We start from the raw sequence: 21,367 nt of genomic DNA, 5'->3' as shown, positions 1-21,367 counted from the left end.
GGGTCCGGAATGATCGCGGACCGTCCCGTGTTGTGCCCGGTCATGAAGGCAATCAGCACACAGCACTACGGCGACCCCGACGTCCTCACCTACTCCGACCTCCCCGACCCGAAGGTGGCCCCGGACTCGGTCCTGATCCGGGTCCGCGCGGCCGGGGTCAATCCGGTGGACTGGAAGATCCTCGCGGGCTATCTCGACCCGATGCTGAACGTCCACTTCCCGCTCATCCCCGGCTGGGACGTGGCGGGTGTGGTCGAGGCGGTCGGTGCGGACGTCCCCGAGTACGAGGTCGGTGACGAGGTCATCGGCTACGTCCGCAAGGACGACCTCCAGCACGGCACGTACGCCGAGCTGGTCGCCGCCCCGGTGCGGACCCTGGCGCGCAAGCCGGCCGCGCTCAGCTGGCAGCAGGCCGCCGGGCTGCCGCTCGCCGGACTGACGGCCTATCAGGCCGCCGCGCGGGTGGGCGCCAAGGCGGGCGAGACCGCCCTGGTGCACGCCGCCGCGGGCGGCGTCGGCTCGCTCGGTGTGCAGATCCTCGTCGCCCAGGGCCTCCGCGTCATCGGCACGGCCAGCGAGCGCAACCACGACTTCCTGCGGTCCCTCGGCGCCGAACCGGTCACCTACGGCGACGGGCTCGCCGACCGGGTGCGGGCGCTGGCACCCGACGGGATCGACGTGGCCCTGGACTTCGTCGGCGGCGGCGTGGTGGACGTCTCGCAGGAACTCCTCAAGGACCGCGGCCGGGTGGCGTCCGTCGCCGACGGCGAGGTCAAGGAGAAGGGCGGCCACCTGGTGTGGGTGCGCCCGGACAGCGACGCCCTGACCGCCCTCGGCGCCCTCGCGGACGCCGGGAAGCTGACCGTGGCGGTCGACGCGGTGTACCCGCTCTCCGAGGCCCCGGAGGCGCTGCGGCGGAGCATGGCGGGACGGGCCCGCGGCAAGATCGTCCTGGAGGTTTCCTGAGAGAGCCGGAGGTTTCCTGAGAGAGCCCGACAGAGCCGGAAAGAGGCCGTTTCGAGCGGGGTGCGCAGGACGGGAGCAGGCCGCCGGGGGAGTCCGTCAGGCCCCCGCGGCCTGCTTGCGGTCGACGTACTCGAAGATCGAACCGTCCGGATGACGGGCCACCACATTCCGGCCGATCGGCGTCGGCACCGGTCCGGCGATGATGTCCGCGCCGACCGCCGTCAGATCGGCCACCGCCTCGTCCACGTCCTCCACGGCGAGGGTCGCGGTGATCTTCCGCAGTACCGACAACTCCGCCTCGGGGCCGCTCATCAGGAAGAAGCAGCCGACGGCCGCGACCGACACACCGCCGCGCTGGAAGCGGATCGCCTCCGCGCCGGTCAGCCGTTCGTAGACGCCGATCGCGGCATTGAGATCACCGACGCACACCCGCAGCGAGGTCCCCAGAATGTCCATACGAACCACCCTAGTTGGGCCCCCGGCCGGTACGCGATCACCTGACCGTGATCGGACCACCCGCACCTGCACTCGCACCTGCACCCGAACCGCACGCACCTCGTGTGGTGTGTCGCCGGAATACCGCCCCAGCCCGTTGCGTTGAGGCCCTGCAAGGGGCGCTCGCAACCCTTACGGGATCTGTTCGACCATCCCCTACGGGTACGCACCCGCGCCGCGACGCGGTCGGCGCCGCCATGACGGTGCGGCCCGCCGGCGTCAGGGCCGCGCCGCGCTCAGACCCGGCACAGGATCTCGCCGTGCAGGATGCCGAACCAGCCGTCCTCCTCGGCGCCCCAGGCCCGCCAGGCCCCCGCGATCCGCCGCAGTTCGGCCTCCGTGGCGTGCCCGCCGTCCACCGCGATCCGGGCGTACGACGAGCTGACCGTGCGGTCCGCCCACAGTTCGCTCCACCAGGACCGCTCCTCCGGCGTCCGGTAGCACCAGGTGCCCGTGGTGGCGGTGATCGCCTCGGGGGCGAAGCCGGCCTGCCGGGCCCAGGCGTGCAGCCGGCGCCCGGCGTCCGGCCCGCCGCCGTTCGCCCGGGCCACCCGCAGATACAGCTGCCTCCAGTCGGCCATGCCGGGGACCTCCGGGTACCAGGTCATCGCCGAGTAGTCCGCATCGCGGACGGCCACGAGCCCGCCCGGCCTGGTCACCCGGCGCATCTCCCGCAGCGCCTGGACGGGATCACCCACGTGCTGCAGCACCTGATGGGCGTGCACCACGCAGAACGTGTCATCGGGAAAGTCCAGTGCGTGGACGTCGCCGACCACGAACCGGGTGTTGTCGGCGCCGCGCGCGGCAGCGGTGGCACGTGCCTGGTCCAGCACCTCCGGCGCCCGCTCCAGCCCGGTGACCTGACCGTCCGGCACCAGCGCGGCCAGATCGGCGGTGATCGTGCCGGGGCCGCAGCCGATGTCCAGGACCTGCATGTGCGGCTTCAGTGAATCCAGCAGATATCCGGCCGAGTTGGCCGCGGTGCGCCAGGTGTGGGAGCGCAGTACGGACTCGTGGTGGCCGTGCGTGTAGACGGCGGACTCCTGCGGCATGGGGCACTCCTTCGCATGCGTCGGTGTGGCCCCCACGGTACGCGGCGATCTCGTATCTTGAGAGTCCCGTCTCAGTATGTGATCGCGTCGGCGGCAGGGCCCACCGCGCCGAGGGGCCGCTCAGTCGGGCAGCAGCCGATACACCGTCAGCGCCTCGCGCTCCTTCTCCAGCGTCAACTCGCCACCGGACATCGCCACTTCACCGTCGTACGCGACCACCGCGGTGTCCCCGAGCCCACCGATCCGCAGCCGCGGCAGCCGCGCCTCGCCGAGCACCGGCGAGCGGCGCGGCGTGCCCATCAGGGCCGCGGCGAGCAGCCGGGTGCGGGCCAGCCGGCCGCCGTGCACCACCCGTACGTCGAGCACCCCGTCCGCCAGGTCGTGCCGGCGCACCGGTGCGAAACCCAGCCCCCGGTACTGGCAGTTGCCCACGAACAGCAGCCAGACCGAGTGCAGTTCGCCGCCGATCCGCACCGACATCGGTTCCGCGGAGCGCAGCACCTCCCACGCCGCGAGCACCCCCGCCGGCCAGGCACCGATCCGGCCCGCCCAGCGCTCCCGGATCCGCACCAGCTCCGGATAGACGCCCACCGAAAAGGTGTTGAGGAAAAAGTGCCCCTCCCGGTGCGGGCCGGTCCGGAAGCGCGCCAGGTCGACCGCGACCGCCTCCCCGCTCTGCACGGCCCGCGCCGCCTCCGCGAAGCTCTCGATCCCCAGGTCGTACGCGAAGTGGTTGGCGGTGCCGCCGGGCAGCACCGCCAGCGGCAGCCCGTGCCGCACCGCGACCGCCGCCGCGGCGTTGACCGTGCCGTCCCCGCCGACCACCCCCAGCGCGCCGCCCAGCTCGCGGGCCCGCTCCGCGGCGGCCTCCAGCGCCTCGTCCAGCGGCTCCCGGTCCGACCCGTCGCACACCACCACCTCGGCCTCCGGCAGCACCGCGTGCACCTCGGCGGCCCGGTCCGGGCGCTGGCCCGTGCGCTGCCCGGAGCCCGGGTTCGCCACCACCACCAGCCCCCGGCCGCCGGGCAGCGCGGGCGCCTCCGCGCGCGGCCGGGCCGGCGGCGCCAGCTGGGCCCGGGTCGGCACCAGCCCCCGTACCGCGAACGCCGCCCCCGCACCCAGCGCGGCACCCGCCAGCACATCACCCGGATAGTGCACGCCCGTATAGACGCGGGAGAACGCCACCGAGACGGCGACCGGCGCCAGCGCCAGGCCCCACCACTTGTTCTCGAAGAACACCCCGGTCGCGAAGGCCGCCGCCGAGGCGGCGTGCCCGGACGGGAAGGAGGACGTGAACGGCTGGCGGGTCAGCTGCCGTATCACCGGCACCGCCTCCAGCAGCGGCCGCTGCCGGCGCACCGAGCGCTTGCCGAGGGTGTTCACCGTGGCCGAGGCGACGGCCAGGGACGCCACCCCGCGCAGCGCGGCCCGCCGCGCCGGCCGCCCGCCCAGTGCCACCGCGCCCGCCGCGATCCCGAACCACAGCAGGCCGTGATCGGCGCTGCGGGTCAGCCGGGGCAGCACCCGCTGGGCCCCGGGCCACTCACGGGTGGCGATCAGGTCGAAGGTCCGCCGGTCGAGTCTGCTCAGGAGCGTTCGCATGCGGCACCTCCTACCCCCTCCCGGCCGGAACTGTGCTTCCATCATCCGGTGCTGAGGAGACGACGGGCCACCGACCTCGACGCCTGCACGGCCGTACTGGCCGAGGTGCACGCGCACAGCGGATACCCGCACCACTGGCCGGACGACCCGGCACGCTGGCTGACCCCCGACGGACTGACCGCCGCCTGGGTCGCCCTGTCGGCCGGCCGGATCGTCGGCCACGGCGCGCTGTGCGGACGCGAGGTCAGCCGCCTCTACGTCGCCCCCGGCGCCCGCGGTGCGGGCCACGGCGGACGCCTGCTCGCGGCCGTCGAGGACGCCGCGGCGGCCCGCGGCCTGCGCCCCGTACTGGAGGTGAAGGCCACCGACACCGCGGCCATCGCCCTCTACGAGCGGCACGGCTGGGTCCGCCGCGCCACCGAGCAGCAGGACTGGGGAGCGGGGGAGCGGGTGACGGTGCACCGCTACGAGCGGGTGGGCGGCCCGGGCCATTAGGCCCCGTCGCGCACGTGTCGCCCCCGGGCCGCACCCGCGCGATCTGCGAAGGTGGACGGGGCCGCCCATCATGTGATGGGCCCACGATCGACCCGCCGTCGTGGAGTGGAGGTACGGATGCAGCGGACCGCTCCCGATCCGCGGCCTGAGCCGGACCCGGACCCTCCGGTGGGCCTGCCGGTCCTGCCGGACCTCGCCGCGCACCTCGCCGCGGCCGCCGGCCGTACCGACGCCGAACCCCCGGGCGGAGGCGACCCGCTGCGCACCGCCGCCGCCGGCCACTGGGAACGCCGCGGCCTGGCCACCGGCCCCGGCCAGGTCCTCGCCGCACCCGGGGCGACTCCGCTGCTGCTCGCGCTGTACGCCGCCGCCGACGGCGCCGTGGTCCTGCCCCGGCCGTGCTCCGAGTCGTACGCACCGCCCGCCCGGCTGCTCGGCATGGTGGTGCACCGGGCGCCGGTGCCCGCGGAGTCCGGCGGGCTGCCCGACCCGTTCGCGCTGCTGGAGACCGTCCGCCGGGCCCGCGAGCACGGCGACACCCCGCGGGTGCTGGTGCTCTCCGTCCCCGACGACCCGACCGGCACCTGCCCCGCGCCCGAGCAGCTGCACGAGGTGTGCGAGGCGGCGGCCGAGGAGGGGCTGTGGGTGCTCAGCGACGAGACCCGCCGCGACCTGCTGCACGAACCGCACGACACCGTGCTGCTCAGCCCCGCCGAGATGCTGCCCGGCGAGGTCGTGGTGGTCACGGACCTGCGCGCCACCCTGCTGCCCGCCTCCTGGCCCGCCGCCCTGGCCCGCTTCCCGGACACCCGCCGGGGCGCCGAGCTGCGCACCGCGACCCTGGCGGTGCTCGGCGCGCTTGGCACCCCGCTGCCGGGACCGCTCGCCTGCGCCGTGACCCATGCGCTCGGCGAGCCCGACACCGTGCGGGCCCGGACGGCCACCGTCGCCCGGATCCACGGCGTGCTCACCGCCGCCCTCCACCACGTCCTCACCGAGGCGGGCGCCCTCTGCCGGCCGCCGCGCGCCGGCAGCCACCTCTACGCCGACCTGGAACCGCTGCGGCGCCCCCTCACCACCCACGGCATCGTCGAATCCACCGCGCTGGAACGGGAGTTGGCGCCCTGGGCGGCGCGCGGCGGACACCGCTTCGGTGACGACCCGGGCGCGCTGCGGGTCCGGCTGGGCGCCGAGGCCCTGCTGGGCGCCGACCAGGAGCTGCGGCAACGCGTCCTGGACGCCCCCGACCCGCTGCAACTCCCGCACATCACCGAGGCGTTGACCGCCCTCTCGCGCGCCCTGGCCGCGCTCACGGCCGCCCGGGACGGCTGATCCACCGGCCCTGCGCGCCCGACCCCGTTTCCGAACCGCCCCGGTTCTGTCCACCGAATGGAGCCCCTCGATGACCGAACAGACCGAGCGCTCCCTCGCCGAGCAGCCCGCCGGCCACCGGGGCGGCACCGGCGCCGGACCGGACGGGGAAGCGGACCCCGGGACCGTCCCGCTCACCGGCCCGACACCGGTCACCGACACCCCGCCGCCCCTGGCCGAGCCCCGCCCGCTGAACGAAACCCGCAGCTGGCCCCGGGACTTCACCGACCGGCTGACCGCCCCGCTGCCCGGCGTCCGCGCGCTGGCCCGGATCGCCCGCGAGGGCAAGCTGCGCCCGGCCCCCGAAACCCTGCGGGAGATCCAGCAGCTGCCGTTCGAGCCGGGCCCGCTGCCGGCCGCCGGCCCCACCACCCTCGCCCTGACCTGGGCCGGCCACGCCAGCTGGGTCATCCGGATCGCCGGACTGACCCTCCTGACCGACCCGGTCTGGTCCCGCAAGATCCTCGGCACCCCGCCCCGGGTCACCCCCGTCGGCGTCCGCTGGGAGGACCTGCCGCCGATCGACGCCGTCCTCATCAGCCACAACCACTACGACCACCTCGACATCCCCACCCTCAAGCGGCTGCCCCGGCACACCCCGCTGCTGCTGCCCGCCGGCCTGGCCTGCTGGGCCCGCCGGCGCGGCTTCCGCCACGTCACCGACCTCGACTGGTGGGAGGCGGTCGAACTCCCCGCACCCGGCGGCCCGGTACGCCTCGACTTCGTCCCCGCCCACCACTGGAGCAAGCGCACCCTCACCGACACCTGCCGCTCCCTGTGGGGCGGCTGGCTGCTCACCGCCCCCGACGGACGGCGGGTCCACTTCGCCGGGGACACCGGCTACGGCCACTGGTTCGAGGAGATCGGCCGCCGCTACCCCGGCATCGACCTGTCACTGCTGCCGATCGGTGCCTACGACCCGCGCTGGATGCTGCGCCCGGTGCACACCGACCCCGAGGAGGCGGTCCGGGCCTGCCAGGACCTGGGCGCCCGCGCGCTGGTGCCGATGCACTGGTCGACGTTCCTGCTCTCCGGCGAGCCGCCGCTGGAACCGCTGCGCAGGGTCCGCGCCGCCTGGGAGACGACCGGCCGCCCCCGCGAGGACCTGTGGGACCTGCCCGTGGGGGCGTCCCGGGTACTGGCGGAGCGCTGACGGGACGGTACGGCCGGGACCGCGGCGGGGCGGCGCGCACCGCCGGCCCGGTGCGGTGCACGCCTTCGAGGAGCAGATCGGCCCGTACGGCACCACCGCGGACGAAATACGGCCCGATGCCCCGCCCTCCGAAGGTTTTGCCGCGCCGGACCACCCTCCGCCGCACAAATCCCGCTGATTTGGGGCCCGGCCGTTCGATCACCGACCATTACCGGTGCTCGGTAACCCCGGGTGCACCGCGCACGACGAGAGGCCCACGAACGCCATGCACGACCGGCACACCCGCCGCTTCGGTCTCGGGACCGCCACCTGCCTGGTGATGGGCAACATCATCGGCGGCGGAATCTTCCTCCTCCCGGCTTCCGTGGCTCCCTTCGGCACCGTCAGCCTGGTCGCCTTCGGCGTCCTCACCATCGGCGCGGTCGCCCTCGCCCTGGTCTTCGGCCGGCTCGCCGAGCGCCACCCGGACACCGGCGGGCCCTACGTCTACGCGCGAGAGGCGTTCGGCGACTTCGCCGGCTTCCTCTCGGCCTGGTCGTACTGGACCATGACCTGGGTCAGCAACGCCGCCCTCGCGGTCGCCGCCGTCGGCTATGTGCACGTCCTCGTCCCCGGCCACGCCTCCGCCGGCACCGACCTGCTGGTCGCGCTCGCCGCCCTCTGGCTCCCGGCCCTCGCCAACTTCGCCGGCACCCGCTACGTGGGCGCCGTCCAGATGGTCTCCACGGTCCTCAAGTTCGTCCCGCTGCTCTTCATCGCGGTCGTCGGACTGTTCTTCTTCGACCCGCACAACCTGGGCCCGTTCCACGCCGGCCACGGCAGCGCACTCGGCGGGATGTCCGCCGCCGCCGCGATCCTGCTCTACTCCTACGTCGGCGTGGAGTCCGCGGCGATGAGCGCCGGCGAGGTCCGCGACCCGGAGCGCAACGTCGGCCGGGCCACCGTCCTCGGCACCGTCGGTGCCGCCGTCGTCTACCTGCTGGGCACCCTCGCGGTCTTCGGCACCGTCGCCCACGCCAAGCTGGTGAACTCCACGGCGCCGTTCTCGGACGCGGTGAACGCGATGTTCGGCGGCCACTGGGGCGGCACCCTCGTCGCCGGCGCCGCCGTCGTCTCGATCATCGGCGCGCTCAACGGCTGGACGCTGATGAGCGCCCAGTCGCCGTACGCCGCCGCCAAGGACGGCCTCTTCCCCGCGCCGTTCCTGATCAAGCGCCGCGGTGTCCCCACCGTCGGCGTGCTCGCCGCCGGCATCCTCGCCAGCGCGCTGACCATCGTCAACTACGTCCTCGGCACCGGCGGCGTCTTCCAGATCCTGGTGCTGATCACCACCTTCTCCGCCACCGTCCCCTACCTCCTCGCCGCCGGCGCCCAGGTCTACTTCCTCCTCACCGGCCGCCGCGACCGGGTCCGCCCGGCCCGCTTCGCCCGCGACCTGACCCTCGCGCTGGCCGCCTTCGGCTTCACCTTCTGGCTCGTCGCCGGCGCCGGCTACGCCGCGATCTACCAGGGCGTGCTGTTCCTCTTCGCCGGCATCCTCGTCTACGCCTGGATGGCCGCCCGCCGCACCACCCGCCAGGCCCCCACGGCCGGCCCGGTGGCCCCCGGGGCCGACCGCACGGACGACCAGGAGCCCGCGCGCCTTGCCGGGTGACCGACCCGGGGACAATGCCCCGGGCGCCCCGACGGAGAGGACAGCGTGATGCGGCTGCTGGTCACCGGTGCCGCCGGTTTCATCGGCTCGCACTACGTGCGCGGCCTGCTGGGCGGGGCGTACCCCGGCGCCGGGGACGTCCGGGTCACCGTGCTCGACAAGCTCACCTACGCCGGCAACCCGGCCAACCTCGCGCCGGTGCGCGACCACCCCGGCCTCACCTTCGTCCAGGGCGACATCTGCGACGGCCCGCTGCTCGCCGACCTGCTGCCCGGGCACGACGCGGTGCTCAACTTCGCCGCGGAATCCCATGTCGACCGCTCCATAGAAGGTGCGGACACCTTCGTCCGCACCAACGTGCTCGGCACCCACACCCTCCTGGAAGCGGTGCGCCGGACCGGCGTGCCGCGCTTCGTCCAGATCTCCACCGACGAGGTGTACGGCTCCATCGAGGACGGGGCGTGGACCGAGGAGAGCCCGCTGCTGCCCAACTCGCCCTACGCGGCGACCAAGGCCAGCGCCGACCTCCTCGTCCGGTCCTACGCCCGCACCTACGGGCTGGACGTCAGCATCACCCGCTGCAGCAACAACTACGGGCCGTACCAGTACCCGGAGAAGGTCATCCCGCTGTTCGTGACCTCCCTGCTGTCCGGCGGGACCGTGCCGCTCTACGGCGACGGCCGGCACGTCCGCGACTGGCTGCACGTCGACGACCACTGCCGCGGCATCCACCTCGTACTGGAACGGGGCCGCCCCGGCGAGGTCTACCACATAGGCGGCGGCGAGGAACTGACCAATCTGCACCTGACCAAGCTGCTGCTGGACGCCTGCGGCGCCGGCCCGGACCGGATCCGCCACGTCGCCGACCGGCCCGGCCACGACCGCCGCTACGCCCTCGACGACCGCAAGCTGCGCGCGCTGGGCTACGCCCCCGAGGTGCCGTTCCGCACCGGACTGCTGCGCACCGTCGCCTGGTACCGCGACAACCCCGGCTGGTGGCAGCCGCTGCGCGTCCCGCACCCCCGCTGACGAGGGCCATTACCTCCGACGTCATCGACCCCGGCCGCGCCGCCCGGCAAGCTGAGGGCATCGGTTCACGGGCCGGCGCACTCCGGCCCGTGAACCGGAATTCCCAGTGGTTTCGGACGTGACGAGGAGCAGATCATGACGGAGCAGCAGCGGTACGCGGACGCGGTGGCACGGTACTTCGAGGCGTGGAACGCGACCGAGGAGGAGGCGCTCGGGAAGGCCGTCGCCGCGGCCTTCGACGGGCAGGCCACCTACACCGACCCGCTGGCCGACGTGGCCGGCCACGACGGGCTGGCGGCGGTGATCACCGGGGCCCACGCGCAGTTCCCGGGGTTCGTTTTCCGGCAGCTGGGGGACGTGGACGGGCACCACGACGTGGTGCGGTTCGGCTGGGAGCTGGTGGCGCCGGACGGCACGGCGCCGGTCGCCGGCTTCGACGTGGCGCGACTGGCCGACGACGGTCGGATCCGCACCGTGGTGGGGTTCCTGGACCGGGTGCCCGCCATGTGACGGGCGGGCCGCTATCCGGCCTGCTCGCGCAGATAGGTGACCGTTTCCGGGTCGGCGGGGAGGAAGGTCTCCACCGCGAGTTCGGAAACGGTCACATCCATCGGGGTGTTGAACGTGGCGATGGTCGAGATGAAGGACAGCACCCGGCCGTCGTGCTCGATCATCATCGGCAGGGCGAACGGTGCATGACCGCCGAAGGACGCCCGCTCACGGCCGCCCGGGGGCAGCGGATAGCCGCTCACCTCCTCGTAGAGCGCACGCAGCGGCGCGGACCGCATCAGGGCCAGCTGGCGCTCCATCTGGCCGAGCAGATGCTCGCGCCATTCCAGGAAGTTGCGGATGCGGGGTGCCAGGCCCCCCGGGTGCAGGGTGATCCGCATGGCGTTCAGCGGCGGTGTGAGGAGGGCCGGGTCGACGTCCGACAGCAGCATGGTGATGCCGCGGTTCGCCGCCTGGACGGTGTAGAGCCCGTCGACCACCAGCGCCGGGAACGGCTCGTAGCCGGTCAGCAGCCGTTCCAGACCGGAGCGCAGGGCATCCATGGCGGGGTCGTCCAGCGGGGTCTCGGGGAAGGTGGGGGCGTAGCCGGCGGCGATCAGCAGCGCGTTGCGCTCCCGTACGGGTACGTCGAGGTGTTCGGCCAGGCGGAGCACCATCTCCTGGCTCGGGCGGGAGCGGCCGGTCTCGATGAAGCTGATGTGCCGGGCGGAGGAGTCGGCGCGCAGCGCCAGCTCCAGCTGGCTGATCCGGCGCCGGTCACGCCACTCGCGCAGCAGCGCGCCCACCCCTGTGCTCGTCTCCGGCGGGGCCGGCGCCGCAACAGTCGTCATGGCGATGACGGTAATCGATCGGCGGCCCGACGTACGATCGAATTGTCAGGAACCGTCGAGGGACACCTCTGACGGACCGTCACCGCGCGAGGCGGCGGCAGGACGACACCGGTGAGAGGGGAACGCGATGGGCGCCCAGGTGGAACCGCTCGGTGAGAAGGAGATCGAGGAGCGGCTCGCGGAGCTGCCGGGCTGGTCCGTCGAGGACGACCGGCTGCGCCGCAGCTACCACTTCGAAGGACACCTCCCGGCGGCCGTGATGGTCGTGCACATCGCCCGCATCCAGGAGGAGTTGGACCACCACGCCGATCTGACGCTGGGCTACAACCGGCTGACCGTCGCGGTGAACACCCACAGCATCGGCGGCAAGGTCACCGGCCTCGACTTCGGACTGGCCCGCCGCATCGAGGAGATCGCCGGGGCGCACGGCGCGCACTGACCGGTGCGGGCACCCGCCCGCCCCGCCGGGCGGGCCGCGCTCAGTCGCCCGAGCGCGGCTTCACCACCCGGCCCGCCCGGGCCAGCTCCACGTTGAACTGCGCGCCCGACAGCAGCGACAGGTGCGAGAACCACAGCCAGATCAGGAACACCACCGGCCCCGCCAGCGAGCCGTAGAGCCGGTTGAAGGTGCCCACGCAGTCGACGTAGACGGCGAAGCCCGCGGACGACACCAGCCACAGCAGCACCGCGACCACCCCGCCGGGCGCCGCCCGCCGCACCCCGCGCGAACTCGGCGGCCCGGACCGGAACAGCACCATGGCCAGCACGGCCGCCAGGATCAGCAGCAGCGGCCACTTCAGCACGTTCCAGGTGGCCTCACCGGCATCGCCCAGCCCGAGCGCCCGGCCCGCCCAGGCCGCGATCGGCCCGCTCACCAGCAGCGCCACCGCACTGCTGATCAGCAGCGCCATCAGCAGCAGCGCGGTGGCCAGGATCCGCGGCGCCTTGCGCCACGGCGGCCGGTCGTCCTTCGTCCGGTGCATGGCATGCAGCGCCCGGCGGAACACCGCCAGGTAGCTGCACGACGACCACAGCGCACTGACCATCGCACCGCCCACCACCACCCACGCCGCGGTGCGCTGCTGCGCCATGGTGGCCAGTGCGCGGTGCACCGTCCCGCCCGACCCGGCCGGCGCCAGCGAACTGATCTGCTCGACGAGCTGCTCGGTGGCCGCCGGATCGGCCAGGCCGATCAGGGACACCGTGACGATCAGCGACGGCAGCAGCGCCAGCACCGAGTAGTACGTCAGGCTCGCCGCCCAGTCCGTGACGTCGTCGTGCCAGACCGACAGCGGTGTCCGGCGCAGTGCGGTGCGGCACTGGGCCCAGGTGGGACGGGTGGCCGGCTGCCGCGGCCCGGCCGCCCCCAGGGCCCGGTCCAGCAATGTCCGGTCCATCCCGCGACGCGTCCCGGTGTCGCCCATGTCGTCATCCGTCCTCTCCGTCGGTACGTCCTGCATCATCCCCCGGCGGCGGGACCGCCCACGACACGGTGAGCACCGCCCGCGGTGCGGTGGCCCGGCGACGTTCCCGCCCGTACCGCTACTCCTGCCCGCGTGCGCGCCGGAACCGCAGTGCCGCGTCCGCCAGGTCCACCAGCGGCTCCGGGTAGTCCAAGGCGGCGCGCTCGGGCCCGCTCAGCCGCCACGGCCGGTGCACCGAGGGCCCGGCGAGGCCCGCCAGCTCCGGGACCCAACGCCGCACATATTCACCCTCCGGGTCGAACCGTCCGGCCTGTACGAGCGGATTGAGCACCCGGTTGGGCCGGGTGTCGGTCCCGGTCCCCGCCATCCACTGCCAGTTCAGCTGGTTGTTGGCCACGTCGCCGTCCACCAGCAGGTCCAGGAAGTGCCGGGCGCCCACCCGCCAGTCCACGTACAGCGTCTTGGTGAGGAAGCCGGCCACCAGCATGCGGGCCCGGTTGTGCATCCATCCCTCGTGCCGCAACTGCCGCATCGCCGCGTCGATCACCGGGAACCCGGTCAGGCCGGCCTTCCAGGCCGCCACCTCCGCGTCCGCCCGCCGCCACCGGTCGCCCCGGGAACGGTAGTCGGCGGCCGCCGCGTCCGGACGGGCGGCCAGTACCTGGTGGTGGAAGTCCCGCCAGGCCAGCTGCCGTACGAAGGACTCAGGCCCGGCCCCGGCACGCCCGGACGCCTGGTGCACCAGCTCCACCGGCGAGAGACAGCCGAAGTGCAGATACGGCGACAGCCGCGAGGTGGCATCGCCCGCGAGGTCGTCCCGCCGCTCCTCGTAAGCGGCGAGACCGGACCGCTGCCAGGACGCGAACCGGCGGCGGCCGGCCCGCTCGCCGCCCTCCGGGAGCCCCGGCGACGGCCGGCCGCCCGGGCACAGCTCCGCCGCCGACGGCACCGCCCCGGACCGCACCCCGTCCGGCACCGGCACCGACCGCGGTGCCGGCAGCACCGCCCGCAGCTTCTCGGCCCGCCAGCGCCGGAAGTACGGGGTGAAGACCGCGACGTGGTCCCGGCCCGGCCCGGCGGGCAGCACCGCACCCGGCGGTACGGCGGTGATCACCGCGTCGTGGACGACCAGCGCCCGCCCGTCCCCGGCCAGCGCCGCGGCCAGCCGCCGCTCCCTGCGCTGCGCGTAGCCGCTCACCCCGGCCGCGAGATGCACCTCGCCCGCCCCGGCCTCCGCCGCGACCCGGCAGGTCTCGGCCACCACATCGCCCGTACGGAGGACCAGCCGGCCGCCCCGTTCGCGCAGCTGCGCATCGAGGTCCGCCAGCGCCCCGGCCAGGAAAGCGGCCCGGTTGGGCACCGTGAACCCGGCCCGTGCGATGCCGGTATCGACCACGAACAGCGGCACCACCCGCGCCGCGGCACGCAACGCGGCCCGCAGCACCGGCTGGTCGTGCACCCGCAGATCGGAACTGAACAGACAGATCGCCACATCCATGGCCCCTCTCTACACGGGACCGCGGTGGGATCAGGCGAACGGCAGGCCCCGCCACGGCGAGGACGGATCCTGGGTGAGCACCCGGTGCAGATGCACCGTCTCCGCGTACGCGGCACCGAACCAGCCGTTGTCGAAGGCCAGCACCCGGCCCAGGGCGTACCCCGCGGCGAACTCCTCCCACGAGCCGTACACCTCCGCGGCCCGTGCCCCGGCGCGCTGGACCGCCTGTGCGGCCTGCGGCGGCGCGCACAGCCGGGCGCCCAGGCCCCACCGGACCAGGGCCACGGCATGGGCGAGGTCCAGCGCCACCACGGACAGCACCGCACCGCCGGCCGGCAGCAGCCCGTCCGCGCGGAACCGCTCCTCGTACCGGGTCACCAGCTCGGGCAGGTGGGGCGGGTGGGGCGCCACGTCAGCGGTGGCCGGCGCCGCGTCCGCCGCCTCCGGTGACCCGTTCCCGCCTGTGTCCCCGGTGCGCCGGTCCGCCCGGGCGCGCAGCGCCGACTCGGCGTCCGCCGGCGCGAACCGGCCCGCCAGCAACTGCTCCAGGCGCTGCTGCCAGCCCACCGGATCGGTCACCGACCACTGCTCGCGCAGCGTGTCGGCGTCCGTCGCGGGGTCGAGGAACGCCGTCCCCAGCTCGTTCCAGGGCACGCTGTGATGCACCGCCAGCGGCGCGCCGCACGCCAGCCCCTGCGCCACCGGCCCGTGCAGCGGACCGCCGAAGTGCGTGACGAGCAGCCCGCCCGGCCGCACCCCGACCTGGGCGCGGACCCGCAGCCAGCCGGCCCGGTGGGCGGGCGTGGCGGCCAGGTACGCGGCGCACGGCGTGCCGGGGTTGACCGCCAGCCGCCACTTGTCGTTCGGCCAGTCCTGCGCCAGCTCCTCCAGCGACACCCGGTCGAAGTACTGCTGCGGCTGCCACGGCGGCAGCATGCCGCGGGTCAGGACGGGGATGCACGTCCCGCCCACCGCCGGGTCGTCGTAGACGGGCAGCGGGTCCTGGCCCTGCTGCGGGGCCGCCAGATACAGGTCCTCACCGGCGATCGCGGCGACCTGTCCGTCCCCGTCACCACGCGCCGTCGCTTCGTACAGCCGCCGCTCGGTGTCCGTCGGCGGCATCCATCCCGGAGTTGCCACGCCCCGACCCTACGAGCACCGCCGTGCGCTGCGGACTTCGGGGTTGCCGGCCCGGCAAGGCCGCGCGGTCGCCGCCCGACGGCCCGGCCGCGGTCCTCCGGTTTCGGACCGTCAGCCCTGGTTCAGCGGGTTCGGCGTGATCACGGCGAAGGTGGCGCCCTGCGGGTCCGTCACCACGGCCATCCGGCCGGCCATCATGTCGAACGGCTGCTGGAGCGCCGCGCCGCCGGCCGCGGTCACCTTCTCCACCGTCCGGTCGGTGTCCGCCACCGAGAAGTACGGCAGCCAGTGCGAGGGCGTGTCGGGCGCCATCTGCTCGGACATCGGCTGCATACCGCCCACGGCACGGTCCTTCACCTTGAGCGCGTAGTAGTTGTCGGCGCCTTGCAGGGGGACGTTCTCGATGCCCAGTGCGGCCTGGTAGAAGGCGGCCGCGGCGGAACGGTCGGTGGTGTTGAGCTCGTTCCAGATCAGCGCGCCGTGCTCGTTGACGATGCCCGCGCCGGGGAAGTCGACGGCCTGCCAGACGCCGAACACCGCCCCCGTCGGGTCGGCCGCGATGCACATCCGGCCGAGCGACATCACGTCCGTGACGGGCATCAGGATCGTGCCGCCGGCCTTGCTGACCGCCTCCGAGGCGGTGTCCGCGTCGTCGGCGGCGAGATAGGTGGTCCACACCGTGGGCGGCGGGGGCTGGTTGGCCATCGAGAGCGCGGCCATGATGCCGGCCACCGGCCTGCCCTTCAGTCGGCACACCGCGTAACCGCCGGTCTCCGGGGGCCCGATCTCACCGGTCCAGCCGAAGACGCTCGCATAGAAATCGATGGCGGCCTGCTGGTCGGGGGCCGCGAGGTCGACCCAGCAGGGGGTCCCGGGCTGATAGGGAGAGGTGACGTCGGGCATCGTGGCCTCCTCGGGGAAGGGGCGGGCCGGGGACAGGGGCGGGCCGGGCCGCGCGAACCGCTCGCCGGGCACGCCCGGGGACGCCGCACGCTCCACCCTCCACACTTCCTGCCGTCCGCCGACCCCGCCACTCGGGCCGGACCGCCCATGGCACGGCGCCGCCCGGCGGTCCGGGCGGCGCCGGGCGCGCGGGACTCAGGCCATGTCGAACGTGGCCGGGTCCGGGCCGAGGCGGCTGCCGGTGTCCAGGCCGGCCAGCACCGCGAGGTCGTCACCGTCCAGCTCGAAGCCGAACACGTCGATGTTCTCGACGATCCGCGAGGGGGTGACGGACTTCGGGATGGCGATATTGCCGATCTGGAGGTGCCAGCGCAGCACCACCTGGGCGGGCGTCCTGCCGTGCTTGGCGGCGATCCGGCCGATCGTCGGGTCGTCGAGGAGGCCCCGGCCCTGGCCGAGCGGCGACCAGGCCTCGGTCGCGATGCCGTGCCGGGCGTGGAAGGCGCGGGACTCCTCCTGCTGGAGGTGCGGGTGCAGCTCGATCTGGTTGACGGCCGGGACGACGGAGGTCTCGCCCAGCAGCCGCTGCAGGTGCTCGGGGAGGAAGTTCGAGACGCCGATGGCCTTGGCGCGGCCGTCGGCGAGGATCTTCTCGAGCGCCTTGTAGGTCTCGGTGGAGAGGCCCTTGGAGGGGACCGGCCAGTGGATGAGGTAGAGGTCCACGTACTCCAGGCCGAGCTTGGTCAGCGAGGCGTCGAAGGCGCGGAGCGCCGCGTCGTAGCCATGGGCGGAGTTCCACAGCTTGGTCGTGACGAACAGCTCTTCCCGGGGGATGCCCGAGGCGGCGAGCGCCTTGCCCGTGCCCTCTTCGTTGCCGTACGCCGCCGCGGTGTCGATGCTGCGGTAGCCGGCGGCCAGGGCCTGTCCGACGGCGGTGAACGCCTGGTCGTCCTCGACCTGCCAGACGCCGTAGCCGAGCTGCGGCATGGCGATGCCGTTGTTGAGCGTGATGGACGGAACCTTGCTCACGGGGGGATCGGTCCTTACGTCGACGTTCGTGTTCCGGATCGTTCAACGATCATCCGCCCCGGCACATTCCCGCGCACGCCGGCGGTGAGTTCGCCGAGGGTGAAGCCGCCCGCGCACAGCACCACCACCCCGGCGAACAGTTCCAGCGCGCCCACCAGGCCGGGCAGCCCGCCGGAGACCGCCGGCGCGCCGGGGGAGAGGCCGTCGGCCACCGCCCGGCCGAGCCACAGACAGCCGCCGCAGGCGAACGCCGTGGCACCCCCCGTCCATGCCAGGGCGAGCGGCACCCGCACCCGCAGCCGGGGCCGGAGCCGCGGAAGGACCAGGAGCAGCAGCCCGGCCGCGCCGGCGAGCGAGAGCAGACCCTGCGACCAGTCCGACGCGGCGCTCAGCACCGTACGCCCGGCCGCGTCACCCGCCGGCACCCCGAGCGTCGAGCCCGCGCCCCACAGCACCTGCACACCGCCCAGTACGGCGAGCAGCACCGCCGCCGGCACCAGGAAGCTCCGCTGCAGCGCCCGGCTGCCGGTGTCCGGCAGCGCGTCCACCGGGCGCCGCAGCAGGCCGCCCCACCGCTGGTGCGCGTACACCGCGAAGGCGCCGAGCAGGGTCACGCCCTCCACGAGGAAGCCGCCGTAGACCACCGCGCAGACCCAGGGCTCGAGGAAGTCCCCGGCCGCCATCGGGTTGGGCCGGCCCGTCAGGAGACCCGCGACGCTGCCGCCCACCACGCCCGTGACCAGCGGCACCAGCAGCCCGGAGGCCATCCACAGCGGGAAGGCCAGCAGCCAGGCGGGGGCGCGCCGGCCGCCCGGGCGGGTCAGGGCGTGCGCCACCGCCGCCGCGACCGCGTCGAGCAGGAAGGTGAAGAGGTTGGCCGCCAACCAGGCGGCGCGGCCGATGCGGTGGGTGTCGACCACACCGACGTCGAAGCCCAGCACCCACAGCAGTTTGAGCGCCAGATAGGGCAGGCAGGCGACGACCGCGATCCGGCCGAGGACGGTGAGACGGCGAGAGTGCATGCAGCGGAGTCTGCTGCGCCGCCGGCCCGGGATCCTCGTGCCCGGGACCGATCCGGCTCCGCCGCACGGGGGATCCCGGCCACCGCCCTGCCGGGCCCGGATCCCCGGCCCGGGGACGCCTCACCCCTTGTACAGCGCGTCCACCTCGACCGAGTACGCCGTCTCGATCGCCTTGCGCTTGAGCTTCAGTGACGGCGTCAGCAGCCCGTGCTCCTCGGTGAACTGGTGGGCCAGTATCCGGAACGTACGGATCGACTCGGCCTGCGAGACCAGCGTGTTGGCGGCCACCACGGCGCGCCGGATCTCGGTCTCCAGGTCCGGGTCGCGCACCAGGTCCGACGGCGGCATCTCCGGCTTGCCGCGCATGGCCAGCCAGTGCGCGACGGCCTCCGGGTCGAGGGTGACCAGCGCGGCGATGAACGGCCGGTCGTTGCCGACGACGATGCACTGGGCGACCAGCGGATGCGCCCGCACCCGCTCCTCCAGGGACACCGGCGAGACCGTCTTGCCACCGGAGGTGACCAGCACCTCCTTCTTCCGCCCGGTGATCGTCAGATAGCCGTCCTCGTCGAGGGCGCCCAGGTCACCGGTGGCGAACCAGCCGTCGTGCAGCACCGCGTCGGTCGCCTTGGGGTCGTTGTGGTAGCCCTGGAAGACCTGACCGCCGTACAGCCAGATCTCGCCGTCCTCCGCGATGTGCACGGTCGTGCCGGGGACGGGCGTGCCGACGGTGCCGAAGCGGGTCCGCTCGGGCGGGTTGGCGGTGGCCGCGGCGGTGCTCTCGGTCAGGCCGTAGCCCTCGAAGATCCGCACCCCGGCACCGGCGAAGAACAGCCCCAGCCGGCGCCCCATCGCCGAGCCGCCGGACATCGCGTGCCGCACCCGGCCGCCCATCGCCGTACGGACCTTGCTGTAGACCAGCTTGTCGAAGAGCTGGTGCTGCATCCGGAGGGAGGCGCTGGGGCCCGAGCCGGTGCCGAACGCCTTGTTCTCCTGCGCCTCGGCGTAACGGACCGCGATCTCCACGGCCTTGTCGAACGGGCCGACCTTGCCCTCCGCCTCGGCCTTCCGCCGGGCCGCGGCGAAGACCTTCTCGAAGATGTACGGCACCGCCAGGATGAACGTCGGCCGGAAGGTCTGCAGGTCGGGCAGGAGCGCCCGGGCCGCCAGCTCCGGCTGGTGGCCCAGCTTGACCCGGCCGCGGACCGCGGCGACCTGCACCATCCGCCCGAAGACGTGCGCCAGCGGCAGGAACAGCAGGGTCGCCGCCTCGTCGTTGGGTTTCGAGGTGAAGACCGTCTCGTAGCGCATGACGATGTTGTCGGACTCGGCCATGAAATTGGCGTGGGTGATCACACAGCCCTTGGGCCGGCCGGTGGTGCCCGAGGTGTAGATGAGCGTCGCGGTGGCGTCCGGGGTGACCGCCATCCGGTGGCGGTGCACCACGTCGTCGTCGATGTGCGCACCGGCCGCGGTCAGCTCGGCCACCGGGTCGGCGTCCAGCTGCCACAGCTTGCGCAGGTGCGGAAGCCGGTCGACGACCGAGCCGACGGTCATCGCGTGGTCCTCGTGCTCCACCAGGCACGCCGAGACGCCCGCGTTGTGCAGCATCCAGAAGACCTGCTCGGCGGAGGACGTCGGATACAGCGGGACGGACTGGACGCCGATCGACCACAGCGCGAAGTCGAACAGGGTCCACTCATAGCGCGTACGGGACATGATGCCGACCCGGTCGCCGAACCGGACGCCCTGCGCGAGCAGGCCCTTGGCCAGCGCGATCACCTCGTCCCGGAACTGGGCGGCGGTGACGTCCTGCCAGTTCCCCGCGTCGTCCTTGCGGGCCAGCGCGACGCGCCCGGGATCGGCCTCGGCGTTGTCGTACACGGCATCCGCCAGCCCGCCGACCCGGGGCGCGGTCGCCAGAGGGGGGACGGTGAACTCGCGCAATGACCTAGCTCCTCGTGGTGTTGCTCACAAGGCCGCGACCGTACCCCACGGGGGCGTCGTCCGGCAGGTGCCCAGCACGGCGCGAAGACGTCCCCGCGGGAACGCGCCAAGAGGAGAAAACGGATGACTTCGGAGAAGCAGGGACACGATCCGGGCTGTTCAACGCCGGACGATCACGACGCCGGGACCATATCTGCACCAAATCTCTGCACCTGACACCGGATCACACGCTCTGTTCGCGGAACATCCGTGGTCACGCCCGCTACGGAAGCTGCAGCCGGTCGCCGCCGGCCAGGATCGCCTCGGCCAGCGCCTCCGCCGGGCCCCGGGCCGCGCGATCGCGCCGCCCATGGAGAAGAGCGAAATCCACGCCGCCCAGTTCCGGCAGACCCGAGCGTGGCGGAATCTGAACCAGACCTGGCGGGATCATGCCCTTGGTATGCGCCATAACGCCCAGACCTGCCCGGGTTGCGGCGATCAGTCCGTTGAGGCTTCCGCTGGTGCAGGCGATCCGCCACTCCCGACCCTGCCGCTCCAGCGCCTCCAGCGCCCGGGCCCGGGTGACCGCGGGCGGCGGGAAGACCACCAGCGGAACCGGCCGCTGCGGATCCAGCCGCAGCCGCTCGGCGCCCACCCACACCAGCCGGTCGCGCCACACCAGCCGGCCGCGGGTCTCCTCCGGACGCCGCTTGGCGAGCACGAGATCCAGCCGCCCGGCCGCCAGCAGCTCGTGCAGCGTGCCCGACAGCTCCACGGTCAGCTCCAGATCGACCTCGGGGTGGTCCCGCCGGAACCCTTCGAGGATCTCCGGCAGCCTGGTCAGCACGAAGTCCTCCGACGCCCCGAACCGCAGCCGGCCGCGCAGCCGGGTCCCCGCGAAGAAGCTCGCGGCCCGCTCGTTCGCCTCCAGGATCGTGCGCGCGAAGCCGAGCATCGCCTCGCCGTCCTCGGTCAGCTCCACACCATGGGTGTCCCGGACGAACAACCGCCGCCCGGCCGCCTCCTCCAGCTTCCGCACGTGCTGGCTCGCGGTGGACTGCCGCAGCCCGAGCCGCTGCGCGGCCTGCGTGAAGCTGAGCGTCTGCGCCACGGCCAGGAAGGTGCGCAGCTGCACGGGCTCGAACATGACACCTCCAGGGGTGCGGGGTGGCCGACGCCGACGATCACGGGCCCGGCCCTCGCGAGAGTCACCGCGATCCCTCCCGAACCATCGCGATCCATCCCGCTGCATCACCGGGCCATCGCGA

At 73.8% G+C, this 21,367-nt stretch carries 20 protein-coding genes; 8 read left to right on the top strand and 12 right to left on the bottom strand.

Annotated features, from left to right (window positions below; all coding sequences use genetic code 11):
• The first annotated feature begins 42 nt into the window (after positions 1 to 42).
• The gene (locus tag ACZ7MX_RS29740; protein ID WP_472136451.1) at positions 43 to 966 is read left to right on the top strand and encodes an NADP-dependent oxidoreductase; all 924 of its coding nucleotides are present in this window, start codon (positions 43 to 45) and stop codon (positions 964 to 966) included.
• A gap of 96 nt (positions 967 to 1,062) precedes the next feature.
• Here the strand turns inward: ACZ7MX_RS29740 and ACZ7MX_RS29735 are convergent, their stop codons facing one another.
• The 3 genes from ACZ7MX_RS29735 to ACZ7MX_RS29725 form a co-directional block, all read right to left on the bottom strand.
• Positions 1,063 to 1,422: a VOC family protein gene (locus tag ACZ7MX_RS29735; RefSeq protein ID WP_472136449.1), complete on the bottom strand. Its 360-nt coding sequence runs from the start codon at positions 1,420 to 1,422 to the stop codon at positions 1,063 to 1,065.
• A gap of 275 nt (positions 1,423 to 1,697) precedes the next feature.
• On the bottom strand, positions 1,698 to 2,513 hold the full coding sequence (locus ACZ7MX_RS29730) for a methyltransferase domain-containing protein (RefSeq protein ID WP_472136447.1): 816 nt from the start codon (positions 2,511 to 2,513) through the stop codon (positions 1,698 to 1,700).
• Between the two features lie 120 nt (positions 2,514 to 2,633).
• Positions 2,634 to 4,115 (bottom strand): diacylglycerol kinase family protein, encoded by a 1,482-nt coding sequence (locus tag ACZ7MX_RS29725; protein ID WP_472136445.1) that lies wholly within the window; start codon positions 4,113 to 4,115, stop codon positions 2,634 to 2,636.
• A 48-nt stretch (positions 4,116 to 4,163) separates the two neighbouring features.
• On the opposite strand from ACZ7MX_RS29725, the gene ACZ7MX_RS29720 reads away from it, so the two are divergent.
• The 6 genes from ACZ7MX_RS29720 (at position 4,164) to ACZ7MX_RS29695 (ending at position 10,327) form a co-directional block, all read left to right on the top strand.
• A complete protein-coding gene (locus tag ACZ7MX_RS29720) occupies positions 4,164 to 4,610 on the top strand; it encodes a GNAT family N-acetyltransferase (RefSeq protein WP_472136443.1) in 447 nt (148 codons plus the stop codon).
• A 117-nt stretch (positions 4,611 to 4,727) separates the two neighbouring features.
• Positions 4,728 to 5,942: an aminotransferase class I/II-fold pyridoxal phosphate-dependent enzyme gene (locus tag ACZ7MX_RS29715; protein WP_472136441.1), complete on the top strand. Its 1,215-nt coding sequence runs from the start codon at positions 4,728 to 4,730 to the stop codon at positions 5,940 to 5,942.
• Positions 5,943 to 6,012: 70 nt separating this feature from the next.
• Positions 6,013 to 7,134 carry an MBL fold metallo-hydrolase gene (locus tag ACZ7MX_RS29710; RefSeq protein WP_472136439.1) on the top strand — a complete coding sequence of 374 codons (1,122 nt, stop codon included), beginning with the start codon at positions 6,013 to 6,015 and terminating at the stop codon, positions 7,132 to 7,134.
• Positions 7,135 to 7,399: 265 nt separating this feature from the next.
• On the top strand, positions 7,400 to 8,788 hold the full coding sequence (locus ACZ7MX_RS29705; protein WP_472136437.1) for an amino acid permease: 1,389 nt from the start codon (positions 7,400 to 7,402) through the stop codon (positions 8,786 to 8,788).
• A gap of 48 nt (positions 8,789 to 8,836) precedes the next feature.
• Positions 8,837 to 9,817, top strand: a complete 981-nt coding sequence (rfbB, locus tag ACZ7MX_RS29700) for a dTDP-glucose 4,6-dehydratase (RefSeq protein ID WP_472136435.1) — start codon at positions 8,837 to 8,839, stop codon at positions 9,815 to 9,817.
• A 135-nt stretch (positions 9,818 to 9,952) separates the two neighbouring features.
• Complete coding sequence (locus ACZ7MX_RS29695) at positions 9,953 to 10,327, top strand: nuclear transport factor 2 family protein (protein WP_472136433.1); 375 nt, start codon at positions 9,953 to 9,955, stop codon at positions 10,325 to 10,327.
• An 11-nt stretch (positions 10,328 to 10,338) separates the two neighbouring features.
• Here ACZ7MX_RS29695 and ACZ7MX_RS29690 read toward each other — a convergent pair whose 3' ends face one another.
• A complete protein-coding gene (locus tag ACZ7MX_RS29690; RefSeq protein ID WP_351539311.1) occupies positions 10,339 to 11,157 on the bottom strand; it encodes a helix-turn-helix domain-containing protein in 819 nt (272 codons plus the stop codon).
• A gap of 127 nt (positions 11,158 to 11,284) precedes the next feature.
• On the opposite strand from ACZ7MX_RS29690, the gene ACZ7MX_RS29685 reads away from it, so the two are divergent.
• A complete protein-coding gene (locus ACZ7MX_RS29685) occupies positions 11,285 to 11,596 on the top strand; it encodes a 4a-hydroxytetrahydrobiopterin dehydratase (RefSeq protein ID WP_472136430.1) in 312 nt (103 codons plus the stop codon).
• 40 nt (positions 11,597 to 11,636) lie between these two features.
• On the opposite strand, the gene ACZ7MX_RS29680 is transcribed toward ACZ7MX_RS29685, so the two are convergent.
• The 8 genes from ACZ7MX_RS29680 to ACZ7MX_RS29645 all read right to left on the bottom strand — a co-directional run bounded on the left by ACZ7MX_RS29680 (position 11,637) and on the right by ACZ7MX_RS29645 (position 21,246).
• A complete protein-coding gene (locus ACZ7MX_RS29680; protein ID WP_472136428.1) occupies positions 11,637 to 12,581 on the bottom strand; it encodes a YihY/virulence factor BrkB family protein in 945 nt (314 codons plus the stop codon).
• 118 nt (positions 12,582 to 12,699) lie between these two features.
• Entirely contained in the window at positions 12,700 to 14,079 is a 1,380-nt protein-coding gene (locus tag ACZ7MX_RS29675) for a cryptochrome/photolyase family protein (RefSeq protein WP_472136427.1), read from the bottom strand.
• Positions 14,080 to 14,109: 30 nt separating this feature from the next.
• Positions 14,110 to 15,201, bottom strand: a complete 1,092-nt coding sequence (locus tag ACZ7MX_RS29670) for a DUF1266 domain-containing protein (protein ID WP_472136662.1) — start codon at positions 15,199 to 15,201, stop codon at positions 14,110 to 14,112.
• A gap of 129 nt (positions 15,202 to 15,330) precedes the next feature.
• Positions 15,331 to 16,122: a VOC family protein gene (locus ACZ7MX_RS29665; RefSeq protein ID WP_472136660.1), complete on the bottom strand. Its 792-nt coding sequence runs from the start codon at positions 16,120 to 16,122 to the stop codon at positions 15,331 to 15,333.
• A 195-nt stretch (positions 16,123 to 16,317) separates the two neighbouring features.
• Entirely contained in the window at positions 16,318 to 17,151 is an 834-nt protein-coding gene (locus ACZ7MX_RS29660) for an aldo/keto reductase (protein WP_472136425.1), read from the bottom strand.
• Positions 17,152 to 17,165: 14 nt separating this feature from the next.
• Positions 17,166 to 18,173 (bottom strand): hypothetical protein, encoded by a 1,008-nt coding sequence (locus ACZ7MX_RS29655; RefSeq protein WP_472136423.1) that lies wholly within the window; start codon positions 18,171 to 18,173, stop codon positions 17,166 to 17,168.
• A gap of 120 nt (positions 18,174 to 18,293) precedes the next feature.
• Positions 18,294 to 20,120: an AMP-dependent synthetase/ligase gene (locus tag ACZ7MX_RS29650; RefSeq protein WP_472136421.1), complete on the bottom strand. Its 1,827-nt coding sequence runs from the start codon at positions 20,118 to 20,120 to the stop codon at positions 18,294 to 18,296.
• A gap of 262 nt (positions 20,121 to 20,382) precedes the next feature.
• On the bottom strand, positions 20,383 to 21,246 hold the full coding sequence (locus tag ACZ7MX_RS29645; RefSeq protein ID WP_472136419.1) for a LysR family transcriptional regulator: 864 nt from the start codon (positions 21,244 to 21,246) through the stop codon (positions 20,383 to 20,385).
• Positions 21,247 to 21,367: the final 121 nt, after the last annotated feature.

The organism is Streptomyces sp. NPDC107765, assembly GCF_055657085.1.
This window is presented reverse-complemented; position numbering and strand designations above follow the sequence as displayed.

Bases quoted from the DNA above. Each gene is read 5' to 3' on its own strand.
- ACZ7MX_RS29740 (WP_472136451.1), top strand. From the start codon at position 43: ATGAAGGCAATCAGCACACAGCACTACGGCGACCCCGACGTCCTCACC.
- ACZ7MX_RS29735 (WP_472136449.1), bottom strand. From the start codon at position 1,422: ATGGACATTCTGGGGACCTCGCTGCGGGTGTGCGTCGGTGATCTCAAT.
- ACZ7MX_RS29730 (WP_472136447.1), bottom strand. From the start codon at position 2,513: ATGCCGCAGGAGTCCGCCGTCTACACGCACGGCCACCACGAGTCCGTA.
- ACZ7MX_RS29725 (WP_472136445.1), bottom strand. From the start codon at position 4,115: ATGCGAACGCTCCTGAGCAGACTCGACCGGCGGACCTTCGACCTGATC.
- ACZ7MX_RS29715 (WP_472136441.1), top strand. From the start codon at position 4,728: ATGCAGCGGACCGCTCCCGATCCGCGGCCTGAGCCGGACCCGGACCCT.
- ACZ7MX_RS29710 (WP_472136439.1), top strand. From the start codon at position 6,013: ATGACCGAACAGACCGAGCGCTCCCTCGCCGAGCAGCCCGCCGGCCAC.
- ACZ7MX_RS29705 (WP_472136437.1), top strand. From the start codon at position 7,400: ATGCACGACCGGCACACCCGCCGCTTCGGTCTCGGGACCGCCACCTGC.
- rfbB (WP_472136435.1), top strand. From the start codon at position 8,837: ATGCGGCTGCTGGTCACCGGTGCCGCCGGTTTCATCGGCTCGCACTAC.
- ACZ7MX_RS29695 (WP_472136433.1), top strand. From the start codon at position 9,953: ATGACGGAGCAGCAGCGGTACGCGGACGCGGTGGCACGGTACTTCGAG.
- ACZ7MX_RS29690 (WP_351539311.1), bottom strand. From the start codon at position 11,157: ATGACGACTGTTGCGGCGCCGGCCCCGCCGGAGACGAGCACAGGGGTG.
- ACZ7MX_RS29685 (WP_472136430.1), top strand. From the start codon at position 11,285: ATGGGCGCCCAGGTGGAACCGCTCGGTGAGAAGGAGATCGAGGAGCGG.
- ACZ7MX_RS29680 (WP_472136428.1), bottom strand. From the start codon at position 12,581: ATGGGCGACACCGGGACGCGTCGCGGGATGGACCGGACATTGCTGGAC.
- ACZ7MX_RS29675 (WP_472136427.1), bottom strand. From the start codon at position 14,079: ATGGATGTGGCGATCTGTCTGTTCAGTTCCGATCTGCGGGTGCACGAC.
- ACZ7MX_RS29670 (WP_472136662.1), bottom strand. From the start codon at position 15,201: ATGCCGCCGACGGACACCGAGCGGCGGCTGTACGAAGCGACGGCGCGT.
- ACZ7MX_RS29665 (WP_472136660.1), bottom strand. From the start codon at position 16,122: ATGCCCGACGTCACCTCTCCCTATCAGCCCGGGACCCCCTGCTGGGTC.
- ACZ7MX_RS29655 (WP_472136423.1), bottom strand. From the start codon at position 18,173: ATGCACTCTCGCCGTCTCACCGTCCTCGGCCGGATCGCGGTCGTCGCC.
- ACZ7MX_RS29645 (WP_472136419.1), bottom strand. From the start codon at position 21,246: ATGTTCGAGCCCGTGCAGCTGCGCACCTTCCTGGCCGTGGCGCAGACG.